We start from the raw sequence: 21,469 nt of genomic DNA on the forward strand, positions 1-21,469 counted from the left end.
GGTAACGGAAAAACCGGACCCTGACGACGCTTTGGAGGGGAATGATGTCGCAGCCACCGAAGGTTTTGCTGCTGTATGCCCATCCGGAATCACAGGACTCGGTCGCTAACCGAGTTTTGCTGCAACCGGTGCAGCAGTTAGAGCATGTCACTGTGCACGATCTTTATGCACACTATCCGGATTTCTTTATTGATATTCACCATGAGCAAGAATTGCTGCGTGAACATCAAATTATCGTATTCCAACACCCCCTTTATACCTACAGTTGCCCTGCGTTACTGAAGGAGTGGCTGGATCGAGTGCTGGCGCGTGGCTTTGCCAATGGCGTTGGCGGGCATGCGTTGACCGGTAAATACTGGCGCTCAGTGATTACGACTGGCGAACCTGAAGGAGCTTATCGGGTTGGGGGGTATAACCGCTACCCTATGGAAGACATTTTGCGTCCCTTTGAATTGACGGCCGCTATGTGCCATATGCATTGGATGAATCCCATGATTATTTACTGGGCGCGGCGTCAGAAGCCGGAAGTCCTTGCTAGCCATGCGCAAGCTTATGCGCAGTGGCTACAATCACCGTTGCCCACAGGGGGGCACTGATATGGAAGGCTCGGCGCTACTGACTGCGATTTTATTATTCTTATTTGCCGCTGTGGTGGCAGTACCCATTGCTCAACGGTTGGGTATTGGTGCGGTATTGGGTTACTTGATAGCGGGTATCGCTATCGGCCCATGGGGGTTGGGTTTTATCCGTGATGTTGACGAAATTCTGCACTTTTCCGAACTGGGTGTCGTTTTTCTGATGTTCATCATTGGATTGGAGTTGAATCCCGCGAAGCTCTGGCAATTACGCCGCTCGATTTTTGGTGTCGGCGCAGGCCAAGTGATTATCACCGCCGCGGTATTGGGCGCATTGCTCTATTTCACCCATTTTGCTTGGCAAGCCGCAGTCATCGGTGGGGTCGGCTTGGCGATGTCCTCGACGGCAATGGCATTGCAACTGATGCGGGAAAAGGGCATGAACCGCAATGAAGGTGGGCAACTCGGCTTCTCGGTTTTGCTATTCCAAGATATGGCCGTCATTCCTGCCTTGGCTCTGATCCCTATTTTGGCCGGTGGCGGTGGTGAAACCAACGATTGGGTCAGGATTGGCACTAAAGTCGCCGCCTTTGCAGGCATGCTCATTGGTGGCCGTTATCTGCTGCGCCCCTTGTTTCGTTACATTGTGGCCTCCGGCGTGCGGGAAGTTTTCACCGCGGCTGCGCTACTGGTGGTCTTAGGTTCCGCCCTGTTTATGGATGCTCTTGGGCTATCGATGGCGCTAGGGACATTTATCGCCGGAATATTACTGGCGGAAAGTGAATTCCAGCACGAATTAGAAATTGCCATCGAACCTTTCAAAGGGCTATTGCTAGGTTTATTCTTCATTTCTGTTGGCATGGCACTGAACATTGGTGTGCTGTTTACCCATCTGCTAGAAGTCCTGTTAGGTGTTTTGGCGCTGGTCTTTATCAAGAGCACGGTGTTGTATGGCTTGGCGCGAACTTTCGGGTTACGTCGTTCGGTACGGCTACAATTTGCCGGTGTACTGAGTCAGGGGGGTGAGTTCGCGTTCGTCTTGTTCTCAGCGGCATTTACCCAGCATGTTTTGGATGCAGAACAACTGGCCTTACTGCTGGTGGTTGTTACCCTATCGATGATGACCACGCCATTATTGATGCAGCTTATTGATCGCATTCTGTCTCGCCGTTACAACGCGCAAGAAGAGAGTGACGAGAAGCCGTTCGTTGAGGACAACGATCCGCAGGTGATTATTGTTGGCTTTGGTCGGTTTGGTCAGGTCATTGGCCGCTTACTGATGGCGAACAAAATGCGTATTACCGTGTTGGAGCGTGATGTCAGTGCCGTCAGTGTGATGCGTAAATATGGCTACAAAGTCTACTATGGTGATGCCACTGAATTGGAACTGTTACGTGCCGCCGGTGCTGAAAAAGCCAAAGCTATCGTTATCACCTGTAATGAACCGGAAGACACCATGACGTTGGTGCATTTGTGCCAGCAGCATTTTCCTAATTTGCATATTCTGGCCCGAGCCAGGGGGCGTGTTGAAGCGCATGAATTGCTGCAAAGCGGTGTTAAGGACTTCACCCGCGAGACATTTTCCAGTGCGCTGGAGTTGGGCCGCAAAGCACTATTGGGTTTGGGTATGCATCCTCATCAGGCATACCGTGCGCAACAACATTTTCGGCGGCTCGACATGCGTATGTTGCGTGAATTGGTGCCTCAGCATCACGGGGATGTGGCACAAATTTCCAGAATTAAAGAAGCCCGTCGCGAACTGGAAGATATTTTCCAACGTGAAATGCTGCATGAAAGTCGGCAATTAGATGGGTGGGATGAATACGAATAATGTCGGAGAAAACGATGGCAATGGTGCAGAATAGTACGTCAAGCACACGTAAAAGGTTCATCGCAGGCGCGGTTTGCCCGAAATGCAAGGCATTGGATACATTGGCGTTATGGCGTGAAGATCAGGTCGAAGTGGTGGAGTGCGTCAAGTGTGGACACCATCAACGTCAGACCGATAAACAGGTCAGCCAACATGTGCGTCAAAATGAACAAGTGATCGGTATTTTCAATCCGAAGTAGCGTTATCCTTCGCGATTTTTTATGCTGAAGAGTACAGCGGTGCAGATTTCCGCTACAATCTGTGCCAATTTTTGTTCCAAGGGTAGGAGATATCATGAAAGTAGCAAAAGACTTGGTGGTCAGCCTGGCTTACCAGGTACGTACAGAAGACGGTGTTTTAGTTGATGAGTCTCCGGTGAGCGCGCCGTTGGACTACCTGCACGGTCACGGTTCTTTGATCGCAGGTCTGGAAAAAGCGCTTGAAGGCCATGAAGCTGGCGACAGCTTTGATGTGCGCGTCAATGCAGACGAAGGTTACGGCAGCTATGATGAAAATCTGGTGCAGCGCGTACCGAAAGACGTCTTCATGGGCGTTGACGAGCTGGAAGTGGGTATGCGTTTCCTGGCTGATACCGATCAAGGTCCAGTACCAGTTGAAATCACGGCAGTTGAAGACGAGCACGTCGTCGTAGACGGTAACCACATGCTGGCGGGTCAGGACCTGAACTTCCACGTTGAAGTGGTTGCTATCCGTGAAGCGACAGAAGAAGAGTTGCAACATGGCCACGTACATGGTGAGCATGATCATCATCACGAACATGGTGACGGTTGCTGCGGCGGCCATGGCCATGGTGATCACGACGAAGGTCATGAACACGGCAAAGGCGGTTGCGGTAAAGGCGGTTGTGGCTGCCACTAAAATCTGACGTTGTCAGTCAAAAGCCAGCCTTGCGGCTGGCTTTTTGCGTTAAGCATGGCGGGTGATTACGATGGGCGATTATTGTGGCGGTTCGCCTATTCACCCGACGTTGTAAACCCAAATGAAGCTGTAGACCCTAATAATGTGGTGGGGGGACTTCTTCCGCCTCACTGGCCAACATTGAAGGTTGCGATGCACGCAGTTTATCGGTCAGTAGGCGTAAATGCTCACGCAGTTTGGTCATTTCCATCTGATGCTCCGTCACGATCACATTAAGTTCTTCGATCGTCACTTCCTGAAATGCCAAACGACTTTCCAGCATTTCCAGCCGTTGTTCAAACAGGGATTGTTCCATTTTATTTCCTCTCATGACTGCAAACGATACAGCTATACTTTTGATAGCTGCCAACCTCACCTTTTGGTTGTTTTCTACTCGATGGCAGTATAGCTAAAATAGTAGAACGCGCTAGATTCTACCTGCAAACGCGCATGATTACCCTGTATGCGTCAAGATATATATAAAAACGAAACTTCTTGTAGTAAAAAAAGTCTTAATATCTCTTAATAGCATGGGTATTGAGATTGTTTTGTGTTCGCACAGACAGTTATAGTACAAGTTACTCTTAAAAATCGTTGCTTGGGGTTAGAGTCCTTAAGCCAATGGAGAAATGGATGAAATCACTGTTTAAAGTAACGCTACTGGCTACCACCATGGCGCTAACCCTGAATACCTCTGCGGCTTTCGCTGCTGAAGCAGCAAAAACTGCCACTGCAGCTGCACCAGCAACGACAAATAGTGCATTTAAAAATGATGACCAGCAGTCTGCGTATGCACTCGGCGCATCATTAGGGCGTTATATGGATAACTCCCTGAAAGAACAAGAAAAGCTGGGTATCAAACTGGATAAAGACCAGTTAATCGCCGGCGTACAAGATGCTTTCGCCAGCAAAAGTAAACTGACTGACGAAGAAATCGAAAAAACCTTGCAAGGTTTTGAAGCGCGCGTGAAAGCCTCTGCTCAAGCTAAGATGGAGCAAGATGCGAAAGAAAACGCCGATAAAGGCGCAAAATATCGCGAGACCTTTGCTAAAGAAAAAGATGTGAAGAAAACCGAGTCTGGTTTGCTGTACAAAGTTGAGAAAGCCGGTACAGGTGATGCACCAAAAGATAGCGATACTGTCGTCGTTAACTACAAAGGCACACTGACCGACGGGACTGAGTTTGATAACTCATACAAACGTGGTGAGCCACTGTCCTTCCGTCTGGATGGCGTTATCCCAGGTTGGACCGAAGGCCTGAAGCAAATCAAGAAAGGCGGCAAGATCACTCTGGTTATCCCACCAGAACTGGCTTACGGTAAAACTGGCGTCCCAGGTATCCCTGCGAACTCTACGCTGGTATTTGACGTAGAACTGCTGGATGTGAAAGCGGCCCCGAAAGCTGACGCACCGGAAGAACAGCCTGCTGTAGCAGCGGACGCAAAAGCGAAGAAGTAATCTAGCGTCGTCACTCGGACCTGCATCTAACCGCTACGATGATTATCGTGGCGGTTTTTTTTATTATAGGCATATCAATTTGCACTTCTGTTCGTTGATAACTTGACGGTTTATGGCTTGTGGGCTTAACGTCAATATCACGTGTAAACGCAAGGATTTTATCTCAGCATATTTGCTAAACTTAAAATTCAAGATATTGAGTTATGAGTCTGCCAACGATATTGAGACAGGCTTTATCTAGAGGATGGTGTCTTCGATGTCTAATTCGCTTCTCAGTAGCGATACCAGTGAACTGGATTTACTGGATGAACGTCCGTTCAGTCAGACGGACCATGAAATATTAAAATCATACGAAGCTATCGTTGATGGCTTGGCAATGCTTATTGGCAGTCACTGTGAAATTGTGCTGCATTCTCTGGAAGACCTGAAAAGCTCCGCGGTGAGAATTGCCAACGGTGAACATACCGGGCGGCAGATTGGTTCACCGATAACTGATTTGGCCCTGCGGATGTTGCATGATATGGCTGGTGCTGACAGCAGCGTATCGAGAGCTTATTTCACGCGAGCTAAAAGCGGTGTGCTGATGAAGTCCGTCACTATCGCGATTCGTAACCGCGATCAGCGTGTTATTGGTTTACTGTGCATCAACATGAATCTGGATGTGCCTTTCTCACAGATCATCCAAACTTTCATGCCGCCAGAAACACAAGAAGTCGCCTCCTCGGTTAACTTTGCCTCATCGGTCGATGACCTCGTAGCGCAAACATTGGAATTCACTATCGAAGAAGTGAATGCGGACCGTAACGTTTCTAACAATGCCAAGAACCGTCAGGTGGTACTTAACCTTTATGAGAAGGGTATTTTTGATATTAAAGATGCCATCAATCAGGTTGCGGAACGGCTAAATATCTCTAAACACACGGTATATCTCTACATTCGTCAGTTTAAAAGTGGCGATCTCGTGGGGCATGACCGTTAATGTCAGGTTTGAAAGCGGCGAAATATTGTCTAATGGTGACTGGACCAGCTTATGGTACACAGCAGGCCAGCAGTGCATATCAATTTGCTCAAGCTCTTATCAACTCAGGCCATCATCTGGTGAGTATCTTCTTCTATCGTGAAGGGGTACTGAATGCTAACCAATTAACGGCTCCCGCCAGTGATGAGTTTGATTTGGTTCGTGCTTGGCAAAAACTAGCCGATGAGCATGCTGTGGCATTAAATGTGTGTGTGGCAGCAGCGCTGCGTCGTGGGGTGACTGACCAACACGAAGCAGAACAACTCAATCTGGCGGCAGCGAATCTGCAACCGGGTTTTACCTTAAGTGGTTTGGGTGCGCTGGCTGAAGCGGCATTGACCAGTGATCGTATGGTGCAATTCTAATGGCGGCGAAGCGTATTGCTTTCGTTTTCACTCAAGGCCCACACGGCAGTTCAGCAGGGCGGGAAGGACTGGACGCTTTACTGGCGGCATCAGCGCTTAGCGAAGATGTTGGTGCCTTCTTCCTTTCAGATGGTGTCCTGCAACTTCTGCCCCAACAGCAGCCAGAAAAAATCCTCGCCAGAAACTATATTGCGACTTTTGGTGTTTTACCTTTATACGATGTCGAGAATTGCTATATCTGCGAAGCGTCATTACACCAGCGTGGATTGAGCGGTATAACGAGTTGGATCCTCGATGTTGAGGTCTTATCTCCAGCAGATTTGCGTCATCAACTGGCGAGTTATGACGTCGTACTGACTTTTTAATTGAGAATGGGGCCGAGATAATGCTGTATACCGTCAGTCATTCTCCTTATCGTTGTGATTTATCTGCTTTGTTGAGATTAGTCACATCTGAAGATGACATTCTCTTTCTACAAGATGGCGTAATGGCTGTTTTGAAAAACAGCGACAGCCTTAAGTTATTGTTAAGTCAATCAACTTCTTTTTTTGTTTTAGAAGAAGATATTATTGCGCGCGGCTTGGTTGGTCAAATTTCAGACAGCGCGACACTAATCAGCTATACTCACTTCGTGGATTTGACCCTAAAACATCAGCAACAACTGGCATGGTAATGCGAGTAATGCTGTATATTTCTTGACACCTTAGATAGTCAGCCATAAAATTCTGCGTCCTCGTTCTCTGCCAGTAGTGCAAACGAGGGGGATTTATCACGTGTTTACGAAGCAAAAAACCAGGAGCTTTTTTAATAATGGCAACGATTAACCAGCTGGTTCGCAAGCCACGCAGCATGAAGGTTGCTAAAAGCAACGTTCCTGCGCTGGAAGCATGCCCGCAGAAACGTGGTGTATGTACCCGCGTATATACAACCACCCCGAAAAAACCTAACTCCGCACTGCGTAAAGTTTGCCGTGTGCGTTTAACTAACGGTTTTGAAGTCACCTCCTACATCGGCGGTGAAGGTCATAACCTTCAGGAACACTCCGTGATCCTGATCCGTGGCGGTCGTGTTAAAGACTTGCCAGGTGTGCGTTACCACACCGTCCGCGGCGCGCTTGACTGCTCAGGTGTTAAAGACCGTAAGCAATCACGTTCTAAGTACGGCGTGAAGAAGCCAAAGGCTTAATGGTTCTCCGTTAAGTAAGGCCAAACATTTTCACATTAATGTCAAAATAAACTCTTAGAGTTTTGGACAACCCTGAATTAACAACGGAGTATTTCCATGCCACGTCGTCGTGTAATTGGCCAGCGTAAAATTTTACCGGATCCTAAGTTCGGATCTGAATTGCTGGCTAAATTTGTAAATATCCTGATGGTAGACGGTAAAAAATCTACTGCAGAAGCAATCGTCTATACCGCGCTGGAGACCCTGGCTCAGCGTTCTGGTAAAGATTTTCTGGAAGCTTTCGAAGTAGCTCTGGACAACGTGCGCCCGACTGTCGAAGTTAAGTCTCGCCGCGTTGGTGGTTCTACTTATCAGGTACCAGTTGAAGTTCGTCCGGTTCGTCGTAATGCCTTGGCAATGCGTTGGATCGTTGATGCTGCTCGTAAACGCGGTGATAAATCCATGGCTTTGCGCTTGGCGAATGAACTGTCTGACGCAGCAGAGAACAAAGGTTCTGCTGTTAAGAAACGTGAAGACGTTCACCGTATGGCCGAAGCTAACAAGGCGTTCGCCCACTACCGCTGGTAATTGCCACGCAGTAGTCATGCTAACCATGCGGGCGGTCTTTTTAGCCTACCCGCATGGGTTAACCGAATGAACGCCCTAGGAATAGAGGAATCAAATGGCTCGTAAAACACCCATTGAGCGCTACCGTAATATCGGTATCAGTGCTCACATCGACGCCGGTAAGACAACCACTACCGAACGTATCCTGTTTTACACCGGTGTAAACCATAAAATCGGTGAAGTTCATGACGGCGCAGCCACCATGGACTGGATGGAACAGGAGCAGGAGCGTGGTATTACCATTACTTCTGCAGCTACTACCTGCTTCTGGTCTGGTATGGCTAAACAGTTCGAACCACATCACGTCAATATCATTGACACCCCTGGGCACGTTGACTTCACCATCGAAGTAGAACGTTCCATGCGTGTTCTTGACGGCGCGGTAATGGTTTACTGTGCAGTTGGTGGTGTTCAGCCACAGTCTGAGACCGTATGGCGTCAGGCTAATAAGTACAAAGTTCCACGCATCGCGTTCGTTAACAAAATGGACCGTATGGGCGCGAACTTCTTGAAAGTTGTTGGCCAGATTAAATCTCGTCTGGGCGCGAATCCAGTTCCATTGCAACTGGCTATCGGCGCGGAAGAGAAATTCACCGGTATTATTGACTTGGTGAAAATGAAAGCGATCAACTGGAACGAGGCCGATCAGGGCGTGACCTTCGAATACGAAGAGATCCCTGCTGATATGGCTGATCTGGCTGCTGAATGGCACCAGAATCTGGTTGAGTCTGCTGCAGAAGCGTCAGATGAGCTGATGGATAAATACTTGGGCGGCGAAGAGCTGACCGAGTTAGAAATTAAAACAGCTCTGCGTAAACGCGTTCTGAACAACGAAATCATCTTGGTTACCTGTGGTTCTGCGTTTAAAAACAAAGGCGTACAGGCAATGCTGGATGCAGTTATCGAATATCTGCCAGCACCAACTGACGTTGAAGCGATTAACGGTATTCTGGACGACGGTAAAGATACTCCGGCAGTTCGTCATTCTGACGACAAAGAGCCGTTCTCTGCACTGGCGTTCAAAATTGCTACCGACCCGTTTGTGGGTAACTTGACGTTCTTCCGTGTGTACTCTGGTGTTGTAAACTCCGGTGACACCGTGTTGAACTCAGTACGTTCACAGCGTGAGCGTCTGGGCCGTATCGTACAGATGCACGCAAACAAGCGTGAAGAGATCAAAGAAGTTCGTGCAGGCGACATCGCAGCAGCGATCGGTCTGAAAGATGTGACGACTGGTGACACTCTGTGTGACCCAGCTAACCCGATCATCTTGGAACGTATGGAGTTCCCAGAGCCAGTAATCTCTGTTGCCGTTGAACCAAAAACCAAAGCCGACCAAGAAAAAATGGGTATGGCTCTGGGTCGTCTGGCAAAAGAAGATCCATCATTCCGCGTTTGGACTGACGAAGAATCTGGTCAGACTATCATCGCTGGTATGGGTGAATTGCACTTGGATATCTTGGTTGACCGTATGCGCCGCGAATTTAACGTGGAAGCAAACGTCGGTAAACCTCAGGTTGCATACCGTGAAACAATCCGCGATACCGTTAAGGACGTGGAAGGTAAGCACGCTAAGCAGTCAGGCGGTCGTGGTCAGTACGGTCATGTTGTTATCGACATGTCTCCGTTGCCACCGGGTGGCGCTGGGTATGAATTCGTCAACGAAATCGTTGGTGGTTCAATTCCTAAAGAGTTCATCCCTGCTGTTGATAAAGGCATCCAGGAACAACTGAAAGCTGGTCCGCTGGCTGGTTACCCAGTTGTTGACGTTAAAATCCGTCTGCACTATGGTTCTTACCATGACGTTGACTCCTCAGAATTGGCATTTAAATTAGCCGGTTCTATTGCCTTTAAAGAAGGTTTCAAACGAGCTAAACCAGTTCTGCTTGAGCCTATCATGAAGGTTGAAGTCGAAACCCCTGAAGATTACATGGGTGACGTAATGGGCGACCTTAACCGTCGTCGCGGTATCATCGAAGGTATGGAAGATACTGCTACCGGTAAAACCGTTCGCGTCAAGGTTCCGTTGTCTGAAATGTTCGGTTATGCTACTGACCTGCGTTCTCAGACTCAGGGCCGTGCTTCTTACTCCATGGAATTCCTGGAGTATGCTGAAGCACCTAGTAACGTCGCTAAAGCCGTTATCGAAGCCCGTGGCAAATAAGCTTTCGGGTTTAAAACAATGATCCAGTGCTCTCTCATAAGTGGGAGAGCACAAGAGTAAGGAATATAGTCGTGTCTAAAGAAAAATTTGAACGTAACAAACCCCATGTAAACGTCGGTACTATCGGCCACGTTGACCATGGTAAAACAACTCTGACTGCTGCGATCACCACCGTACTGGCTAAAACCTACGGCGGTAGCGCTCGTGCTTTCGATCAGATCGATAACGCACCTGAAGAAAAAGCACGTGGTATCACCATCAACACTTCTCACGTTGAGTATGACACCCCATCACGTCACTATGCGCACGTTGACTGCCCAGGGCACGCCGACTACGTTAAAAACATGATCACCGGTGCTGCTCAGATGGACGGCGCGATCCTGGTTGTTGCTGCAACTGATGGCCCTATGCCACAGACTCGCGAGCACATCCTGCTGGGCCGTCAGGTTGGCGTTCCTTTCATCATCGTATTCATGAACAAATGTGACATGGTTGATGATGAAGAGCTGCTGGAACTGGTAGAAATGGAAGTTCGTGAACTTCTGTCTGCTTACGATTTCCCAGGCGATGACCTGCCAGTAGTACGTGGTTCTGCTCTGAAAGCGCTGGAAGGCGTACCTGAGTGGGAAGAGAAAATCATCGAATTGGCTGGCTACTTGGATTCTTACATCCCAGAACCAGAACGTGCTATCGACAAGCCATTCTTGCTGCCAATCGAAGACGTATTCTCTATCTCTGGCCGTGGTACAGTAGTAACTGGTCGTGTAGAGCGCGGTATCGTTAAAGTTGGTGAAGAAGTAGAAATCGTTGGTATCAAAGATACTGTTAAATCTACTTGTACCGGCGTTGAAATGTTCCGTAAATTGCTGGACGAAGGCCGTGCTGGTGAGAACGTTGGTGTTCTGTTGCGTGGTATCAAACGTGAAGAGATCGAACGTGGCCAAGTTCTGGCTAAACCAGGTTCTATCAAGCCACACACCAAATTTGACTCAGAAGTTTATATTCTGAGCAAAGATGAAGGCGGTCGTCATACTCCGTTCTTCAAAGGCTACCGTCCTCAGTTCTACTTCCGTACAACTGACGTAACCGGTACTATCGAACTGCCAGAAGGCGTTGAAATGGTGATGCCAGGTGACAACGTTAACATGGTTGTGACTCTGATTCACCCAATCGCAATGGACGACGGTCTGCGTTTCGCAATCCGTGAAGGCGGCCGTACTGTAGGCGCTGGTGTTGTTGCTAAAGTTATCGCTTAATTGCGTCATTGATTAATTAATCTATTGATCAAGTAAAAGGGTGCTTCGGCACCCTTTTTTATTGGCTTGCTGAATAATCTTAATTGAAATAACTCTTATTCTTATTTACACTTGAGCTATCGGTTAAGAAGTGAGTCTCTCTATGTACGTTTGTCTGTGTAATGCGGTATCTGACAAAGTCATCCGTAAAGCTGTACGTCAGCACCATCCACATACCATTAAGCAGTTGCGTCAGCTCGTGCCTATCGGCACAGACTGCGGAAAGTGCATTCGACAGGCCAGAGAAATCTTGATCGAGGAACGCGCTAACATTCCAGAAATGAATGATGTTGCCTAATAGTTAGCAGGGATAAGTTTTCCCCACACCTTGCCATCTGGTACTACACTTTTAGTACTGGAAGCGGAGGGTATAACTATGAAAGGCGATAAAAAAATAATTGCACATCTCAATAAACTACTCGGGAACGAGTTAGTTGCCATCAATCAATATTTTCTTCACGCCCGAATGTTTAAAAACTGGGGTCTGATGCGCCTTAATGATAAGGAGTATCACGAGTCAATCGATGAAATGAAGCATGCGGATAAGTACATTGAGCGCATTCTATTTCTAGAAGGCATTCCTAACTTGCAAGATCTAGGCAAGCTGAATATCGGCGAAGATGTCGAAGAGATATTGAAATCTGATTTAGCGCTCGAATTATCTGGGGCGAAAGATTTACGTGAAGGGATTGCATACGCCGATTCAATTCATGACTACGTTAGCCGTGACTTATTGAAAGAAATTTTGGCTGAAGAAGAAGGGCATATTGATTGGCTGGAAACAGAGCTTAGCCTTATCGATCGTCTGGGCATACAAAATTACTCTCAGGCGCAATTGGCGAAAGAATGATTTATTCGTATACAACAAAAAGGTGAGTATCCGGATGTTAGATGATACTCGCCTTGTAAGTTCTGTTATCTGGAATAGAAGAGCTTAAGCCTCATCTGGGGCGTTTGTCGCCTGAAGATTATCTCTTGTCATCAAGAAATGCCGCAATACAGTTCTGATTAACCCACCTCTACCTGCTGTCCTCTCACCTGATTTGCAAGTTTCCGGATAGATTTCCAACAGTAGCTTGCTTCCTGTCAGTATTTACGTATAATGCGCGGGCCTACCTAATCTTGATAGGTCAGATTGAAACTAATCTGTCAGTTACAGCCTAGTGTCGTAACTGAACAATACTCCCGATATGGGGGTTATATGTTGAACGATTACACTCCCCCATCAATCGAAATGGGTGCGAGGAGTAATCATTTACGTTTATAAATAATTGGAGCTCTGGTCTCATGCAGAACCAAAGAATCCGTATCCGCCTGAAAGCGTTTGATCATCGTTTGATCGATCAATCAACTGCGGAAATCGTCGAGACTGCCAAGCGCACTGGTGCGCAGGTTCGTGGTCCGATCCCGCTGCCAACTCGCAAAGAGCGCTTTACCGTTCTGATCTCTCCGCACGTCAATAAAGATGCGCGCGATCAGTATGAAATTCGCACTCACAAGCGTCTGGTTGACATCGTTGAGCCAACCGAGAAAACCGTTGATGCTCTGATGCGTCTGGATCTGGCTGCCGGTGTAGACGTGCAGATCAGCCTGGGTTAATCAGGTCATTGAGCGATTGAGAGGTTGAAACAATGATTGGTTTAGTCGGTAAGAAAGTGGGTATGACGCGTATCTTCACTGAAGATGGCGTTTCAATCCCAGTAACTGTTATCGAAATTGAAGCGAACCGCGTAACTCAGGTTAAGAGCCTGGAGAACGACGGATACCGTGCTGTACAAGTAACTACCGGTGCTAAAAAAGCTAACCGCGTTACTAAACCAGAAGCGGGTCATTTCGCTAAAGCTGGCGTAGAAGCTGGCCGTGGTCTGTGGGAATTCCTTCTTCCAGAAGGTCAAGAATTTACTGCTGGTCAAGAAATTAGCGTCGAAATTTTTGCAGACGTTAAAAAAGTCGATGTTACAGGTACATCTAAAGGTAAAGGTTTTGCCGGTACTGTTAAGCGCTGGAACTTCCGCACCCAAGATGCTACCCATGGTAACTCCTTGTCTCACCGTGTTCCGGGTTCTATCGGTCAAAACCAGACTCCGGGCAAAGTGTTCAAAGGCAAGAAAATGGCTGGCCACCTGGGTGACGAGCGTGTAACCGTTCAAAGCCTGGACGTAGTACGTGTTGACGCTGAGCGCAACCTGCTGCTGGTTAAGGGTGCTGTACCGGGCGCTACCGGTGGCAACCTGATCGTTAAACCAGCTGTGAAGGCGTAAGGGGATAGCAATGGAATTAGTATTGAAAGACGCGCAAGGCGCGCTGACTGTTTCCGAAACTACCTTCGGTCGTGATTTCAACGAAGCGCTGGTACATCAGGTTGTTGTTGCTTATGCAGCAGGTGCCCGTCAAGGTACTCGTGCTCAGAAGACCCGCGCTGAAGTGACTGGTTCCGGTAAAAAACCGTGGCGCCAGAAAGGTACCGGCCGCGCACGTTCAGGTTCTGTGAAGAGCCCGATCTGGCGTTCAGGTGGTGTGACCTTTGCTGCGAAGCCTCAGGACCACAGTCAAAAAGTAAATAAAAAGATGTACCGCGGCGCGCTGAAAAGCATTCTGTCCGAATTGGTACGTCAAGATCGTCTGATCATTGTCGAAAAGTTCTCTGTTGAAGCACCTAAAACTAAGTTGCTGGCGCAGAAACTGAAAGATATGGCTCTGGAAGATGTGCTGATCGTAACGGGTGAACTGGACGAGAACTTGTTCTTGGCAGCTCGCAACCTGTACAAGGTTGACGTTCGCGATGTAGCCGGTATCGACCCAGTTAGCCTGATCGCCTTCGACAAAGTGGTTATGACTGCTGATGCTGTGAAGCAAGTTGAGGAGATGCTGGCATGATTCGTGAAGAACGTCTGCTGAAAGTACTGCGCGCGCCGCATGTATCTGAAAAAGCGTCCGCTGCGATGGAAAAGAATAACACCATCGTTCTCAAAGTTGCCAAAGACGCGACCAAAGCAGAAATTAAAGCTGCAGTGCAGAAACTGTTTGAAGTCGAAGTCGAAGACGTTAACACCTTGCTGGTTAAAGGCAAGAGTAAGCGTCACGGTCAGCGTGTTGGTCGTCGTAGCGACTGGAAAAAAGCTTACGTCACCCTGAAAGAAGGCCAGAATCTGGACTTCATCGGCGGCGCAGAGTAAGTCGGAGGAGTAAACAATGGCAATTGTTAAATGTAAACCTACATCTCCGGGTCGTCGCCACGTTGTTAAAGTGGTTAACCCTGAGCTGCACAAGGGTAAGCCTTATGCCCCGTTGCTTGAGAAATTAAGTAAAAGCGGTGGCCGTAACAACAATGGCCGTATCACCACCCGTCATATCGGTGGTGGCCACAAGCAACATTATCGTCTGGTTGACTTCAAACGCAACAAAGATGGTATCCCTGCTGTGGTTGAGCGTCTGGAGTACGATCCGAACCGTTCTGCGAATATCGCACTGGTTCTGTACAAAGACGGCGAACGCCGTTATATCCTAGCGCCAAAAGGCCTGAAAGCTGGTGACCAGATCCAATCTGGCGTTGATGCTGCAATTAAAGCAGGTAATACCCTGCCTATGCGTAACATCCCAGTTGGTTCAACGGTTCATAACGTAGAAATGAAACCAGGTAAAGGCGGCCAATTGGCTCGTTCTGCTGGTGCATACGTTCAGATCGTTGCTCGTGACGGTTCCTACGTTACTCTGCGTCTGCGCTCCGGCGAAATGCGCAAGGTTCCAGCTGATTGCCGCGCCACCTTAGGTGAAGTCGGTAACGCTGAACACATGCTGCGTGTGCTGGGTAAAGCAGGTGCTAGTCGTTGGCGTGGTATTCGTCCTACCGTTCGCGGTACGGCGATGAACCCGGTAGATCACCCACACGGTGGTGGTGAAGGTCGTAACTTTGGTAAGCACCCGGTAACCCCGTGGGGCGTTCAAACCAAAGGTAAGAAGACCCGTAGCAACAAGCGTACTGATAAGTTCATCGTACGTCGCCGTAGTAAAAAATAATTAGAGGATAAGCCATGCCACGTTCTCTCAAGAAAGGTCCCTTCATTGACCTGCACTTGCTGAAGAAGGTAGAGAAAGCGGTGGAAAGCGGAGACAAGAAGCCAATTCGGACTTGGTCCCGTCGTTCAACGGTCTTTCCAAATATGATCGGTTTGACCATCGCTGTCCATAATGGTCGTCAGCACGTTCCTGTATTTGTTTCCGACGAAATGGTCGGTCACAAATTGGGTGAATTCGCGCCGACCCGTACTTATCGCGGCCATGCGGCCGATAAAAAGGCTAAAAAGCGCTAAGGTAGGAGGAAGAGATGGAAACTATCGCTAAACATCGCCACGCTCGTTCTTCTGCTCAGAAGGTTCGCTTGGTAGCGGACCTGATTCGCGGTAAGAAAGTGTCGCAAGCTCTGGAAACTCTGGCCTATACCAACAAGAAAGCTGCTGGTTTGGTTAAGAAAGTGCTGGAGTCTGCCATTGCTAACGCAGAACACAACGATGGCGCTGACATCGATGATCTGAAAGTCACGAAGATTTTCGTAGACGAAGGCCCTAGCATGAAGCGCATTATGCCGCGTGCAAAAGGTCGTGCAGATCGCATTCTGAAGCGCACCAGCCACATTACTGTGGTTGTGTCCGATCGCTGAGACTCTGGAGACTAGCAATGGGTCAGAAAGTACATCCTAATGGTATTCGACTAGGTATTGTCAAAGCTTGGAACTCTACCTGGTACGCAAATACCAAAGAATTCGCTGACAACCTGGACAGCGACTTTAAAGTTCGCCAATTCTTGACTAAAGAATTAGCGAAAGCTTCCGTTTCTCGCATCGTTATCGAGCGTCCAGCGAAGAGCATCCGTGTGACTATTCACACAGCTCGCCCTGGCATCGTTATCGGCAAGAAAGGTGAAGATGTCGAAAAACTGCGTAAGGTCGTAGCGGATATCGCTGGCGTTCCTGCACAGATTAACATCGCCGAAGTCCGTAAACCGGAACTGGACGCAAAATTGGTTGCTGACAGTATCACTTCACAGCTGGAACGTCGTGTTATGTTCCGTCGTGCTATGAAGCGTGCTGTACAGAACGCAATGCGTCTTGGCGCTAAAGGTATCAAAGTTGAAGTAAGCGGCCGTCTTGGCGGTGCTGAAATCGCGCGTACCGAATGGTATCGTGAAGGTCGTGTTCCGTTGCATACACTGCGTGCGGATATCGATTACAACACATCTGAAGCGCACACCACTTATGGTGTAATCGGCGTAAAGGTATGGATCTTCAAAGGTGAGATCTTGGGTGGTATGGCTGCTGTTGAACAACCGGAACCGGCTGCTCAACCTAAAAAGCAGCAGCGTAAAGGCCGCAAGTAAGGAGAATCGCTGATGTTACAACCAAAGCGTACAAAATTCCGTAAGATGCACAAAGGCCGTAACCGTGGCCTTGCGCAAGGTACGGATGTTAGCTTCGGTGAGTTCGGCCTGAAAGCTTGTGGCCGTTGCCGCCTGACGGCTCGTCAAATCGAAGCAGCCCGTCGTGCGATGACACGTGCAATTAAGCGTCAAGGTAAGGTCTGGATCCGTGTATTCCCGGACAAACCGATCACCGAGAAGCCGCTCGAAGTACGTATGGGTAAAGGTAAGGGTAACGTTGAGTATTGGGTTGCCCTGATCCAGCCAGGAAAAGTTTTATTTGAAATGGCTGGTGTGCCGGAAGAAACTGCTCGCGAAGCATTTAAGCTCGCTGCAGCGAAACTGCCTGTAGGAACCACCTTTGTAACTAAGACGGTGATGTAATGAAAGCACAAGAGCTGCGTGAAAAAAGCGTTGAAGAGCTGAACACTGAGCTGCTCAACCTGCTGCGTGAGCAATTTAATTTGCGCATGCAGGCGGCTAGTGGCCAGCTGCAACAAACTCACCTGTCGAAACAAGTGCGTCGTAATATCGCACGTGTTAAGACTTTACTGACTGAAAAGGCGGGTGCGTAATGACTGACCAAATCCGTACTCTGCAAGGTCGCGTAGTTAGTGACAAAATGGAGAAATCCATGGTTGTTGCTATCGAGCGTGTGGTGAAGCACCCAATCTATGGGAAATTCATCCGTCGCACGACGAAATTGCATGTACATGACGAGAACAATGAATGTGGTATCGGTGACGTGGTAGAAATCCGCGAATGCCGTCCACTGTCAAAGACTAAGTCTTGGACGCTTGTTCGCGTTGTAGAGAAAGCGATTCTGTAATAGAGTAGCTGACTCGAACATAATAAGCGGCTCAGAAAGTGGGCCGCTTATTTTTTCTACCCATAATCTGGAAGCGGTGTTATAATGCTGCGCCCTCATTATTGGGGCTTTTAAACGACCTATTCTGGGTCCTAAAGTAGTAGTTGACATTAGCGGAGCACTAACATGATCCAAGAACAGACTATGCTGAACGTGGCCGACAACTCCGGTGCACGTCGCGTAATGTGTATCAAGGTTCTAGGTGGCTCGCACCGTCGCTACGCAGGCATCGGCGACATCATCAAGATCACCATCAAGGAAGCAATTCCTCGTGGCAAGGTGAAGAAAGGCGATGTTCTGAAGGCGGTAGTGGTGCGCACCAAGAAGGGTGTACGTCGCCCGGACGGTTCTGTCATTCGCTTCGATGGTAACGCTTGTGTTATTTTAAATAATAACAGCGAGCAGCCAATCGGCACGCGTATTTTTGGGCCGGTAACTCGTGAACTGCGTAATGAGAAGTTCATGAAAATTATCTCTCTGGCACCAGAAGTACTCTAAGGAGCGAACCATGGCAGCGAAAATCCGTCGTGATGACGAAGTTATCGTGCTAACCGGGAAAGACAAAGGTAAGCGCGGTAAAGTAAAGAATGTCCTGTCTGCTGGTAAGGTCATTGTTGAAGGTATCAACCTGGTTAAAAAACATCAGAAGCCGGTTCCGGCCCTGAATCAACCAGGTGGCATTGTTGAAAAAGAAGCTGCAATTCAAGTTTCCAACCTTGCGCTGTTCAACGCGACAACCGGTAAGGCTGACCGTGTAGGCTTTAGATTCGAAGACGGCAAAAAAGTCCGTTTCTTTAAATCTAACAGCGAAACTATCAAGTAATTTGGAGTAATACGATGGCGAAACTGCATGATTACTACAAAGACGAGGTAGTCAAACAACTGATGTCTCAGTTTGGCTACGACTCTGTCATGCAAGTCCCTCGGGTCGAGAAGATCACCCTGAATATGGGTGTTGGTGAAGCGATCGCTGACAAGAAACTGCTGGATAACGCAGCAGCTGACTTGGCAGCAATCTCCGGTCAAAAGCCGTTTATCACCAAAGCACGCAAATCTGTTGCAGGCTTCAAAATCCGTCAGGGCTATCCGATCGGCTGTAAAGTTACCCTGCGTGGCGAACGCATGTGGGAATTCTTTGAGCGACTGATTACCATTGCTGTACCTCGTATCCGTGACTTCCGTGGCTTGTCCGCTAAGTCATTCGATGGTCGTGGAAACTACAGCATGGGTGTGCGCGAGCAGATCATCTTCCCGGAAATCGACTACGATAAAGTCGATCGTGTACGTGGTTTGGATATTACCATTACCACTACTGCGAAATCCGATGATGAAGGCCGTGCATTGTTGGCTGCTTTTAAATTCCCATTCCGCAAGTAAGGTAGGGTTACTGATGGCTAAGCAATCAATGAAAGCACGCGAAGTTGTTCGCGTGAAACTAGCTAACAAATACCGCGCTCAACGCGAGGAATTAAAAGCTATTATCTCTGGTGTGAACTCATCCGACGAAGATCGTTGGAATGCTGTTCTGAAGCTGCAGTCTCTGCCGCGTGATTCCAGCCCGTCCCGTCAGCGTAACCGCTGCAACCAAACTGGTCGTCCGCATGGTTTCCTGCGGAAGTTCGGGTTGAGCCGTATTAAAGTCCGTGAAACCGCAATGCGCGGTGAAATCCCGGGCCTTAAAAAGGCTAGCTGGTAATTGTCACCAATTGAATCACGGGAGTAAAGACAGATGAGCATGCAAGATCCGATCGCGGATATGCTGACCCGTATCCGTAACGGTCAAGCCGCAAATAAAGTTGCGGTCACCATGCCTTCCTCCAAGCTGAAAGTGGCAATTGCCAACGTTCTGAAGGAAGAAGGCTTTATTGAAGATTTTAAAATCGAAGGCGACACCAAGCCTACACTGGAATTAGCACTTAAGTATTTCCAGGGCAAGGCAGTGGTAGAAAGCATTCAACGTATCAGCCGTCCAGGTCTGCGCATCTATAAGAAAAAAGATGAGCTGCCAAAAGTTATGGCCGGTTTGGGTATCGCTGTTATTTCTACCTCTAAAGGTGTTATGACCGATCGTGCAGCTCGCCAAGCTGGTCTTGGTGGCGAGATTATCTGCTACGTAGCTTAATTCGGGAGGAAAGAATGTCTCGTGTTGCAAAAGCACCCGTCGTCATTCCTGCCGGCGTAGAGGTAAAACTCAACGGTCAGGTTATTTCGATAAAGGGTAAGAACGGCGAGCTGACTCGTACCGTCCATAGCGCTGTTGAAGTTAAGCAAGAAGAAAATACATTGACTTTCGCTCCACGCGAAGGCGCTGTAGACGGTTGGGCCCAAGCGGGTACCACTCGTGCACTGCTTAATGCAATGGTCGTTGGTGTTACCGAAGGCTTCACTAAGAAGCTTCAACTGGTAGGCGTAGGCTACCGTGCCGCAGTTAAAGGCAACGTGGTGAATTTAGCTTTAGGCTTCTCTCACCCAGTTGACCATGAATTGCCGGCTGGCATCACTGCAGAGTGCCCGACCCAAACTGAAATCGTGCTGAAAGGCGCTGATAAGCAGGTGATTGGTCAGGTTGCAGCAGATTTGCGTGCCTACCGTCGTCCTGAGCCTTATAAAGGCAAGGGTGTCCGTTACGCCGACGAAGTCGTGCGTACCAAAGAGGCTAAGAAGAAGTAAGGTAACACTATGGATAAGAAAGCAGCTCGTATCCGTCGTGCGACCCGCGCACGCCGCAAGCTCAAAGAACTGGGTGCGACTCGCCTGGTGGTACATCGTACCCCACGCCATATTTACGCGCAGGTTATTGCACCAAACGGTTCTGAAATTTTGGTCGCCGCTTCTACTGTAGAAAAAGCTATCAATGAGCAATTGAAGTACGCCGGCAACAAAGATGCCGCTGCAGCTGTAGGTAAAGCTGTCGCAGAGCGCGCATTGGAAAAAGGGATCACGAAAGTATCCTTTGACCGTTCCGGTTTCCAATATCATGGTCGAGTCCAGGCACTGGCAGATGCTGCCCGTGAAGCTGGCCTTCAGTTCTAAGGTAGAGGTGTAAGATGTCACACATCGAAAAACAAGCTGGCGAACTGCAGGAAAAGCTGATCGCGGTAAACCGCGTATCTAAAACCGTAAAAGGTGGCCGTATTTTCAGCTTTACCGCACTGACAGTAGTTGGTGATGGTAACGGTCGCGTTGGTTTTGGCTACGGCAAAGCACGCGAAGTTCCGGCAGCGATCCAGAAAGCGATGGAGAAAGCCCGTCGCGCTATGATTAATGTTGCTTTGGATAACGGTACTCTGCAGCACCCAGTTAAAGGTGCTCACACGGGTTCTCGTGTATTCATGCAACCAGCTTCTGAAGGTACCGGTATTATTGCCGGTGGTGCAATGCGCGCCGTCTTAGAAGTTGCAGGGGTTCATAACGTATTGGCCAAAGCATATGGTTCTACTAACCCGATCAACGTGGTTCGTGCAACTATTTTAGCTCTGGAAGATATGAAATCCCCAGAAATGGTCGCTGCCAAGCGTGGTAAGTCCGTCGAAGAAATTCTAGGGAAATAACCATGGCAAAGACTATTAAAGTAACTCAAACAAAAAGCAGTATCGGTCGTTTGCCAAAACATAAGGCAACTCTGATCGGTTTAGGTCTGCGTCGTATTGGTCATACTGTAGAGCGTGAGGATACTCCTGCTGTACGTGGTATGGTCAACTTGGTTTCCTACATGGTTAAAGTTGAGGAGTAACA

General features: G+C 48.5%; 36 protein-coding genes. 35 read left to right on the plus strand and 1 reads right to left on the minus strand.

Features of this window, described 5'->3' with window-relative positions:
- The first annotated feature begins 44 nt into the window (after positions 1-44).
- The 4 genes from kefG to slyD all read left to right on the plus strand — a co-directional run bounded on the left by kefG (position 45) and on the right by slyD (position 3,324).
- Positions 45-596 carry a glutathione-regulated potassium-efflux system ancillary protein KefG gene (gene kefG, locus DA391_RS01140; protein ID WP_019213286.1) on the plus strand — a complete coding sequence of 184 codons (552 nt, stop codon included), beginning with the start codon at positions 45-47 and terminating at the stop codon, positions 594-596.
- A gap of 1 nt (position 597) precedes the next feature.
- On the plus strand, positions 598-2,406 hold the full coding sequence (kefB, locus tag DA391_RS01145) for a glutathione-regulated potassium-efflux system protein KefB (RefSeq protein ID WP_050083079.1): 1,809 nt from the start codon (positions 598-600) through the stop codon (positions 2,404-2,406).
- Positions 2,407-2,426: 20 nt separating this feature from the next.
- Positions 2,427-2,645 carry a YheV family putative zinc ribbon protein gene (locus DA391_RS01150; protein ID WP_088130665.1) on the plus strand — a complete coding sequence of 73 codons (219 nt, stop codon included), beginning with the start codon at positions 2,427-2,429 and terminating at the stop codon, positions 2,643-2,645.
- Positions 2,646-2,739: 94 nt separating this feature from the next.
- Positions 2,740-3,324, plus strand: a complete 585-nt coding sequence (gene slyD / locus DA391_RS01155; RefSeq protein ID WP_019213289.1) for a peptidylprolyl isomerase — start codon at positions 2,740-2,742, stop codon at positions 3,322-3,324.
- A gap of 136 nt (positions 3,325-3,460) precedes the next feature.
- On the opposite strand, the gene DA391_RS01160 is transcribed toward slyD, so the two are convergent.
- Positions 3,461-3,679 carry a protein SlyX gene (locus DA391_RS01160; protein WP_019213290.1) on the minus strand — a complete coding sequence of 73 codons (219 nt, stop codon included), beginning with the start codon at positions 3,677-3,679 and terminating at the stop codon, positions 3,461-3,463.
- 317 nt (positions 3,680-3,996) lie between these two features.
- On the opposite strand from DA391_RS01160, the gene fkpA reads away from it, so the two are divergent.
- From fkpA to rpmD, 31 genes are all read left to right on the plus strand, one after another.
- Entirely contained in the window at positions 3,997-4,821 is an 825-nt protein-coding gene (gene fkpA, locus DA391_RS01165) for an FKBP-type peptidyl-prolyl cis-trans isomerase (protein WP_050286798.1), read from the plus strand.
- Between the two features lie 256 nt (positions 4,822-5,077).
- Positions 5,078-5,800, plus strand: a complete 723-nt coding sequence (locus tag DA391_RS01170; protein ID WP_019213292.1) for a helix-turn-helix transcriptional regulator — start codon at positions 5,078-5,080, stop codon at positions 5,798-5,800.
- Positions 5,801-5,808: 8 nt separating this feature from the next.
- Entirely contained in the window at positions 5,809-6,204 is a 396-nt protein-coding gene (gene tusD, locus DA391_RS01175) for a sulfurtransferase complex subunit TusD (protein ID WP_409574514.1), read from the plus strand.
- The gene (tusC, locus tag DA391_RS01180) at positions 6,204-6,569 is read left to right on the plus strand and encodes a sulfurtransferase complex subunit TusC (RefSeq protein ID WP_050083086.1); all 366 of its coding nucleotides are present in this window, start codon (positions 6,204-6,206) and stop codon (positions 6,567-6,569) included. The genes tusD and tusC overlap by 1 nt, the downstream gene beginning before the upstream one ends.
- A 20-nt stretch (positions 6,570-6,589) precedes the next feature.
- Positions 6,590-6,877 carry a sulfurtransferase complex subunit TusB gene (gene tusB, locus DA391_RS01185; protein ID WP_050286799.1) on the plus strand — a complete coding sequence of 96 codons (288 nt, stop codon included), beginning with the start codon at positions 6,590-6,592 and terminating at the stop codon, positions 6,875-6,877.
- Between the two features lie 137 nt (positions 6,878-7,014).
- The gene (gene rpsL / locus DA391_RS01190; protein ID WP_002212323.1) at positions 7,015-7,389 is read left to right on the plus strand and encodes a 30S ribosomal protein S12; all 375 of its coding nucleotides are present in this window, start codon (positions 7,015-7,017) and stop codon (positions 7,387-7,389) included.
- 96 nt (positions 7,390-7,485) lie between these two features.
- A complete protein-coding gene (rpsG, locus tag DA391_RS01195) occupies positions 7,486-7,956 on the plus strand; it encodes a 30S ribosomal protein S7 (RefSeq protein WP_002212324.1) in 471 nt (156 codons plus the stop codon).
- Between the two features lie 94 nt (positions 7,957-8,050).
- Positions 8,051-10,159, plus strand: coding sequence for an elongation factor G (gene fusA, locus DA391_RS01200; protein WP_019213296.1), 2,109 nt, complete (start codon positions 8,051-8,053; stop codon positions 10,157-10,159).
- A gap of 71 nt (positions 10,160-10,230) precedes the next feature.
- Positions 10,231-11,415 (plus strand): elongation factor Tu, encoded by a 1,185-nt coding sequence (gene tuf, locus DA391_RS01210; protein WP_050083091.1) that lies wholly within the window; start codon positions 10,231-10,233, stop codon positions 11,413-11,415.
- 142 nt (positions 11,416-11,557) lie between these two features.
- Positions 11,558-11,752, plus strand: a complete 195-nt coding sequence (gene bfd, locus DA391_RS01215; RefSeq protein ID WP_005186233.1) for a bacterioferritin-associated ferredoxin — start codon at positions 11,558-11,560, stop codon at positions 11,750-11,752.
- Between the two features lie 78 nt (positions 11,753-11,830).
- Positions 11,831-12,304, plus strand: a complete 474-nt coding sequence (bfr, locus tag DA391_RS01220) for a bacterioferritin (RefSeq protein ID WP_019213298.1) — start codon at positions 11,831-11,833, stop codon at positions 12,302-12,304.
- Between the two features lie 437 nt (positions 12,305-12,741).
- Complete coding sequence (gene rpsJ / locus DA391_RS01225) at positions 12,742-13,053, plus strand: 30S ribosomal protein S10 (RefSeq protein WP_001181005.1); 312 nt, start codon at positions 12,742-12,744, stop codon at positions 13,051-13,053.
- Positions 13,054-13,085: 32 nt separating this feature from the next.
- Positions 13,086-13,715 carry a 50S ribosomal protein L3 gene (rplC, locus tag DA391_RS01230; RefSeq protein WP_046051818.1) on the plus strand — a complete coding sequence of 210 codons (630 nt, stop codon included), beginning with the start codon at positions 13,086-13,088 and terminating at the stop codon, positions 13,713-13,715.
- A gap of 10 nt (positions 13,716-13,725) precedes the next feature.
- Entirely contained in the window at positions 13,726-14,331 is a 606-nt protein-coding gene (rplD, locus tag DA391_RS01235; RefSeq protein ID WP_019213299.1) for a 50S ribosomal protein L4, read from the plus strand.
- The gene (gene rplW / locus DA391_RS01240; protein ID WP_005159841.1) at positions 14,328-14,630 is read left to right on the plus strand and encodes a 50S ribosomal protein L23; all 303 of its coding nucleotides are present in this window, start codon (positions 14,328-14,330) and stop codon (positions 14,628-14,630) included. The genes rplD and rplW overlap by 4 nt, the downstream gene beginning before the upstream one ends.
- A gap of 16 nt (positions 14,631-14,646) precedes the next feature.
- Positions 14,647-15,471 carry a 50S ribosomal protein L2 gene (gene rplB, locus DA391_RS01245; RefSeq protein WP_019213300.1) on the plus strand — a complete coding sequence of 275 codons (825 nt, stop codon included), beginning with the start codon at positions 14,647-14,649 and terminating at the stop codon, positions 15,469-15,471.
- Between the two features lie 14 nt (positions 15,472-15,485).
- A complete protein-coding gene (gene rpsS, locus DA391_RS01250; protein ID WP_002213430.1) occupies positions 15,486-15,764 on the plus strand; it encodes a 30S ribosomal protein S19 in 279 nt (92 codons plus the stop codon).
- A gap of 14 nt (positions 15,765-15,778) precedes the next feature.
- Positions 15,779-16,111 carry a 50S ribosomal protein L22 gene (gene rplV / locus DA391_RS01255; RefSeq protein WP_004391423.1) on the plus strand — a complete coding sequence of 111 codons (333 nt, stop codon included), beginning with the start codon at positions 15,779-15,781 and terminating at the stop codon, positions 16,109-16,111.
- Between the two features lie 17 nt (positions 16,112-16,128).
- Positions 16,129-16,827 carry a 30S ribosomal protein S3 gene (gene rpsC, locus DA391_RS01260; protein WP_002221644.1) on the plus strand — a complete coding sequence of 233 codons (699 nt, stop codon included), beginning with the start codon at positions 16,129-16,131 and terminating at the stop codon, positions 16,825-16,827.
- 12 nt (positions 16,828-16,839) lie between these two features.
- A complete protein-coding gene (gene rplP / locus DA391_RS01265; protein WP_002218940.1) occupies positions 16,840-17,250 on the plus strand; it encodes a 50S ribosomal protein L16 in 411 nt (136 codons plus the stop codon).
- On the plus strand, positions 17,250-17,441 hold the full coding sequence (rpmC, locus tag DA391_RS01270) for a 50S ribosomal protein L29 (RefSeq protein ID WP_005159843.1): 192 nt from the start codon (positions 17,250-17,252) through the stop codon (positions 17,439-17,441). Before rplP ends, rpmC begins: the two co-directional genes overlap by 1 nt.
- The gene (rpsQ, locus tag DA391_RS01275) at positions 17,441-17,695 is read left to right on the plus strand and encodes a 30S ribosomal protein S17 (RefSeq protein ID WP_002228135.1); all 255 of its coding nucleotides are present in this window, start codon (positions 17,441-17,443) and stop codon (positions 17,693-17,695) included. Before rpmC ends, rpsQ begins: the two co-directional genes overlap by 1 nt.
- A 165-nt stretch (positions 17,696-17,860) precedes the next feature.
- Positions 17,861-18,232, plus strand: coding sequence for a 50S ribosomal protein L14 (rplN, locus tag DA391_RS01280; RefSeq protein ID WP_002213325.1), 372 nt, complete (start codon positions 17,861-17,863; stop codon positions 18,230-18,232).
- A gap of 10 nt (positions 18,233-18,242) precedes the next feature.
- Positions 18,243-18,557 (plus strand): 50S ribosomal protein L24, encoded by a 315-nt coding sequence (gene rplX / locus DA391_RS01285; RefSeq protein ID WP_004875104.1) that lies wholly within the window; start codon positions 18,243-18,245, stop codon positions 18,555-18,557.
- 14 nt (positions 18,558-18,571) lie between these two features.
- On the plus strand, positions 18,572-19,111 hold the full coding sequence (rplE, locus tag DA391_RS01290; protein WP_002213329.1) for a 50S ribosomal protein L5: 540 nt from the start codon (positions 18,572-18,574) through the stop codon (positions 19,109-19,111).
- A 13-nt stretch (positions 19,112-19,124) separates the two neighbouring features.
- A complete protein-coding gene (rpsN, locus tag DA391_RS01295) occupies positions 19,125-19,430 on the plus strand; it encodes a 30S ribosomal protein S14 (protein WP_004391418.1) in 306 nt (101 codons plus the stop codon).
- Between the two features lie 33 nt (positions 19,431-19,463).
- On the plus strand, positions 19,464-19,856 hold the full coding sequence (gene rpsH, locus DA391_RS01300; RefSeq protein ID WP_019213301.1) for a 30S ribosomal protein S8: 393 nt from the start codon (positions 19,464-19,466) through the stop codon (positions 19,854-19,856).
- Between the two features lie 14 nt (positions 19,857-19,870).
- The gene (gene rplF / locus DA391_RS01305) at positions 19,871-20,404 is read left to right on the plus strand and encodes a 50S ribosomal protein L6 (protein ID WP_004391415.1); all 534 of its coding nucleotides are present in this window, start codon (positions 19,871-19,873) and stop codon (positions 20,402-20,404) included.
- A gap of 9 nt (positions 20,405-20,413) precedes the next feature.
- Complete coding sequence (gene rplR, locus DA391_RS01310; RefSeq protein ID WP_004391413.1) at positions 20,414-20,767, plus strand: 50S ribosomal protein L18; 354 nt, start codon at positions 20,414-20,416, stop codon at positions 20,765-20,767.
- 14 nt (positions 20,768-20,781) lie between these two features.
- Entirely contained in the window at positions 20,782-21,285 is a 504-nt protein-coding gene (gene rpsE, locus DA391_RS01315) for a 30S ribosomal protein S5 (protein WP_004875101.1), read from the plus strand.
- 2 nt (positions 21,286-21,287) lie between these two features.
- Positions 21,288-21,467, plus strand: coding sequence for a 50S ribosomal protein L30 (rpmD, locus tag DA391_RS01320; protein WP_002213339.1), 180 nt, complete (start codon positions 21,288-21,290; stop codon positions 21,465-21,467).
- Positions 21,468-21,469: the final 2 nt, after the last annotated feature.

The organism is Yersinia massiliensis (assembly GCF_003048255.1).
Taxonomy (GTDB): domain Bacteria; phylum Pseudomonadota; class Gammaproteobacteria; order Enterobacterales; family Enterobacteriaceae; genus Yersinia; species Yersinia massiliensis_A.

Bases quoted from the DNA above. Each gene is read 5' to 3' on its own strand.
- kefG (WP_019213286.1), top strand. From the start codon at position 45: ATGTCGCAGCCACCGAAGGTTTTGCTGCTGTATGCCCATCCGGAATCA.
- kefB (WP_050083079.1), top strand. From the start codon at position 598: ATGGAAGGCTCGGCGCTACTGACTGCGATTTTATTATTCTTATTTGCC.
- DA391_RS01150 (WP_088130665.1), top strand. From the start codon at position 2,427: ATGGTGCAGAATAGTACGTCAAGCACACGTAAAAGGTTCATCGCAGGC.
- slyD (WP_019213289.1), top strand. From the start codon at position 2,740: ATGAAAGTAGCAAAAGACTTGGTGGTCAGCCTGGCTTACCAGGTACGT.
- DA391_RS01160 (WP_019213290.1), bottom strand. From the start codon at position 3,679: ATGGAACAATCCCTGTTTGAACAACGGCTGGAAATGCTGGAAAGTCGT.
- fkpA (WP_050286798.1), top strand. From the start codon at position 3,997: ATGAAATCACTGTTTAAAGTAACGCTACTGGCTACCACCATGGCGCTA.
- DA391_RS01170 (WP_019213292.1), top strand. From the start codon at position 5,078: ATGTCTAATTCGCTTCTCAGTAGCGATACCAGTGAACTGGATTTACTG.
- tusC (WP_050083086.1), top strand. From the start codon at position 6,204: ATGGCGGCGAAGCGTATTGCTTTCGTTTTCACTCAAGGCCCACACGGC.
- tusB (WP_050286799.1), top strand. From the start codon at position 6,590: ATGCTGTATACCGTCAGTCATTCTCCTTATCGTTGTGATTTATCTGCT.
- rpsL (WP_002212323.1), top strand. From the start codon at position 7,015: ATGGCAACGATTAACCAGCTGGTTCGCAAGCCACGCAGCATGAAGGTT.
- rpsG (WP_002212324.1), top strand. From the start codon at position 7,486: ATGCCACGTCGTCGTGTAATTGGCCAGCGTAAAATTTTACCGGATCCT.
- fusA (WP_019213296.1), top strand. From the start codon at position 8,051: ATGGCTCGTAAAACACCCATTGAGCGCTACCGTAATATCGGTATCAGT.
- bfd (WP_005186233.1), top strand. From the start codon at position 11,558: ATGTACGTTTGTCTGTGTAATGCGGTATCTGACAAAGTCATCCGTAAA.
- bfr (WP_019213298.1), top strand. From the start codon at position 11,831: ATGAAAGGCGATAAAAAAATAATTGCACATCTCAATAAACTACTCGGG.
- rpsJ (WP_001181005.1), top strand. From the start codon at position 12,742: ATGCAGAACCAAAGAATCCGTATCCGCCTGAAAGCGTTTGATCATCGT.
- rplC (WP_046051818.1), top strand. From the start codon at position 13,086: ATGATTGGTTTAGTCGGTAAGAAAGTGGGTATGACGCGTATCTTCACT.
- rplD (WP_019213299.1), top strand. From the start codon at position 13,726: ATGGAATTAGTATTGAAAGACGCGCAAGGCGCGCTGACTGTTTCCGAA.
- rplW (WP_005159841.1), top strand. From the start codon at position 14,328: ATGATTCGTGAAGAACGTCTGCTGAAAGTACTGCGCGCGCCGCATGTA.
- rplB (WP_019213300.1), top strand. From the start codon at position 14,647: ATGGCAATTGTTAAATGTAAACCTACATCTCCGGGTCGTCGCCACGTT.
- rpsS (WP_002213430.1), top strand. From the start codon at position 15,486: ATGCCACGTTCTCTCAAGAAAGGTCCCTTCATTGACCTGCACTTGCTG.
- rplV (WP_004391423.1), top strand. From the start codon at position 15,779: ATGGAAACTATCGCTAAACATCGCCACGCTCGTTCTTCTGCTCAGAAG.
- rpsC (WP_002221644.1), top strand. From the start codon at position 16,129: ATGGGTCAGAAAGTACATCCTAATGGTATTCGACTAGGTATTGTCAAA.
- rplP (WP_002218940.1), top strand. From the start codon at position 16,840: ATGTTACAACCAAAGCGTACAAAATTCCGTAAGATGCACAAAGGCCGT.
- rpmC (WP_005159843.1), top strand. From the start codon at position 17,250: ATGAAAGCACAAGAGCTGCGTGAAAAAAGCGTTGAAGAGCTGAACACT.
- rpsQ (WP_002228135.1), top strand. From the start codon at position 17,441: ATGACTGACCAAATCCGTACTCTGCAAGGTCGCGTAGTTAGTGACAAA.
- rplN (WP_002213325.1), top strand. From the start codon at position 17,861: ATGATCCAAGAACAGACTATGCTGAACGTGGCCGACAACTCCGGTGCA.
- rplX (WP_004875104.1), top strand. From the start codon at position 18,243: ATGGCAGCGAAAATCCGTCGTGATGACGAAGTTATCGTGCTAACCGGG.
- rplE (WP_002213329.1), top strand. From the start codon at position 18,572: ATGGCGAAACTGCATGATTACTACAAAGACGAGGTAGTCAAACAACTG.
- rpsN (WP_004391418.1), top strand. From the start codon at position 19,125: ATGGCTAAGCAATCAATGAAAGCACGCGAAGTTGTTCGCGTGAAACTA.
- rpsH (WP_019213301.1), top strand. From the start codon at position 19,464: ATGAGCATGCAAGATCCGATCGCGGATATGCTGACCCGTATCCGTAAC.
- rplF (WP_004391415.1), top strand. From the start codon at position 19,871: ATGTCTCGTGTTGCAAAAGCACCCGTCGTCATTCCTGCCGGCGTAGAG.
- rplR (WP_004391413.1), top strand. From the start codon at position 20,414: ATGGATAAGAAAGCAGCTCGTATCCGTCGTGCGACCCGCGCACGCCGC.
- rpsE (WP_004875101.1), top strand. From the start codon at position 20,782: ATGTCACACATCGAAAAACAAGCTGGCGAACTGCAGGAAAAGCTGATC.
- rpmD (WP_002213339.1), top strand. From the start codon at position 21,288: ATGGCAAAGACTATTAAAGTAACTCAAACAAAAAGCAGTATCGGTCGT.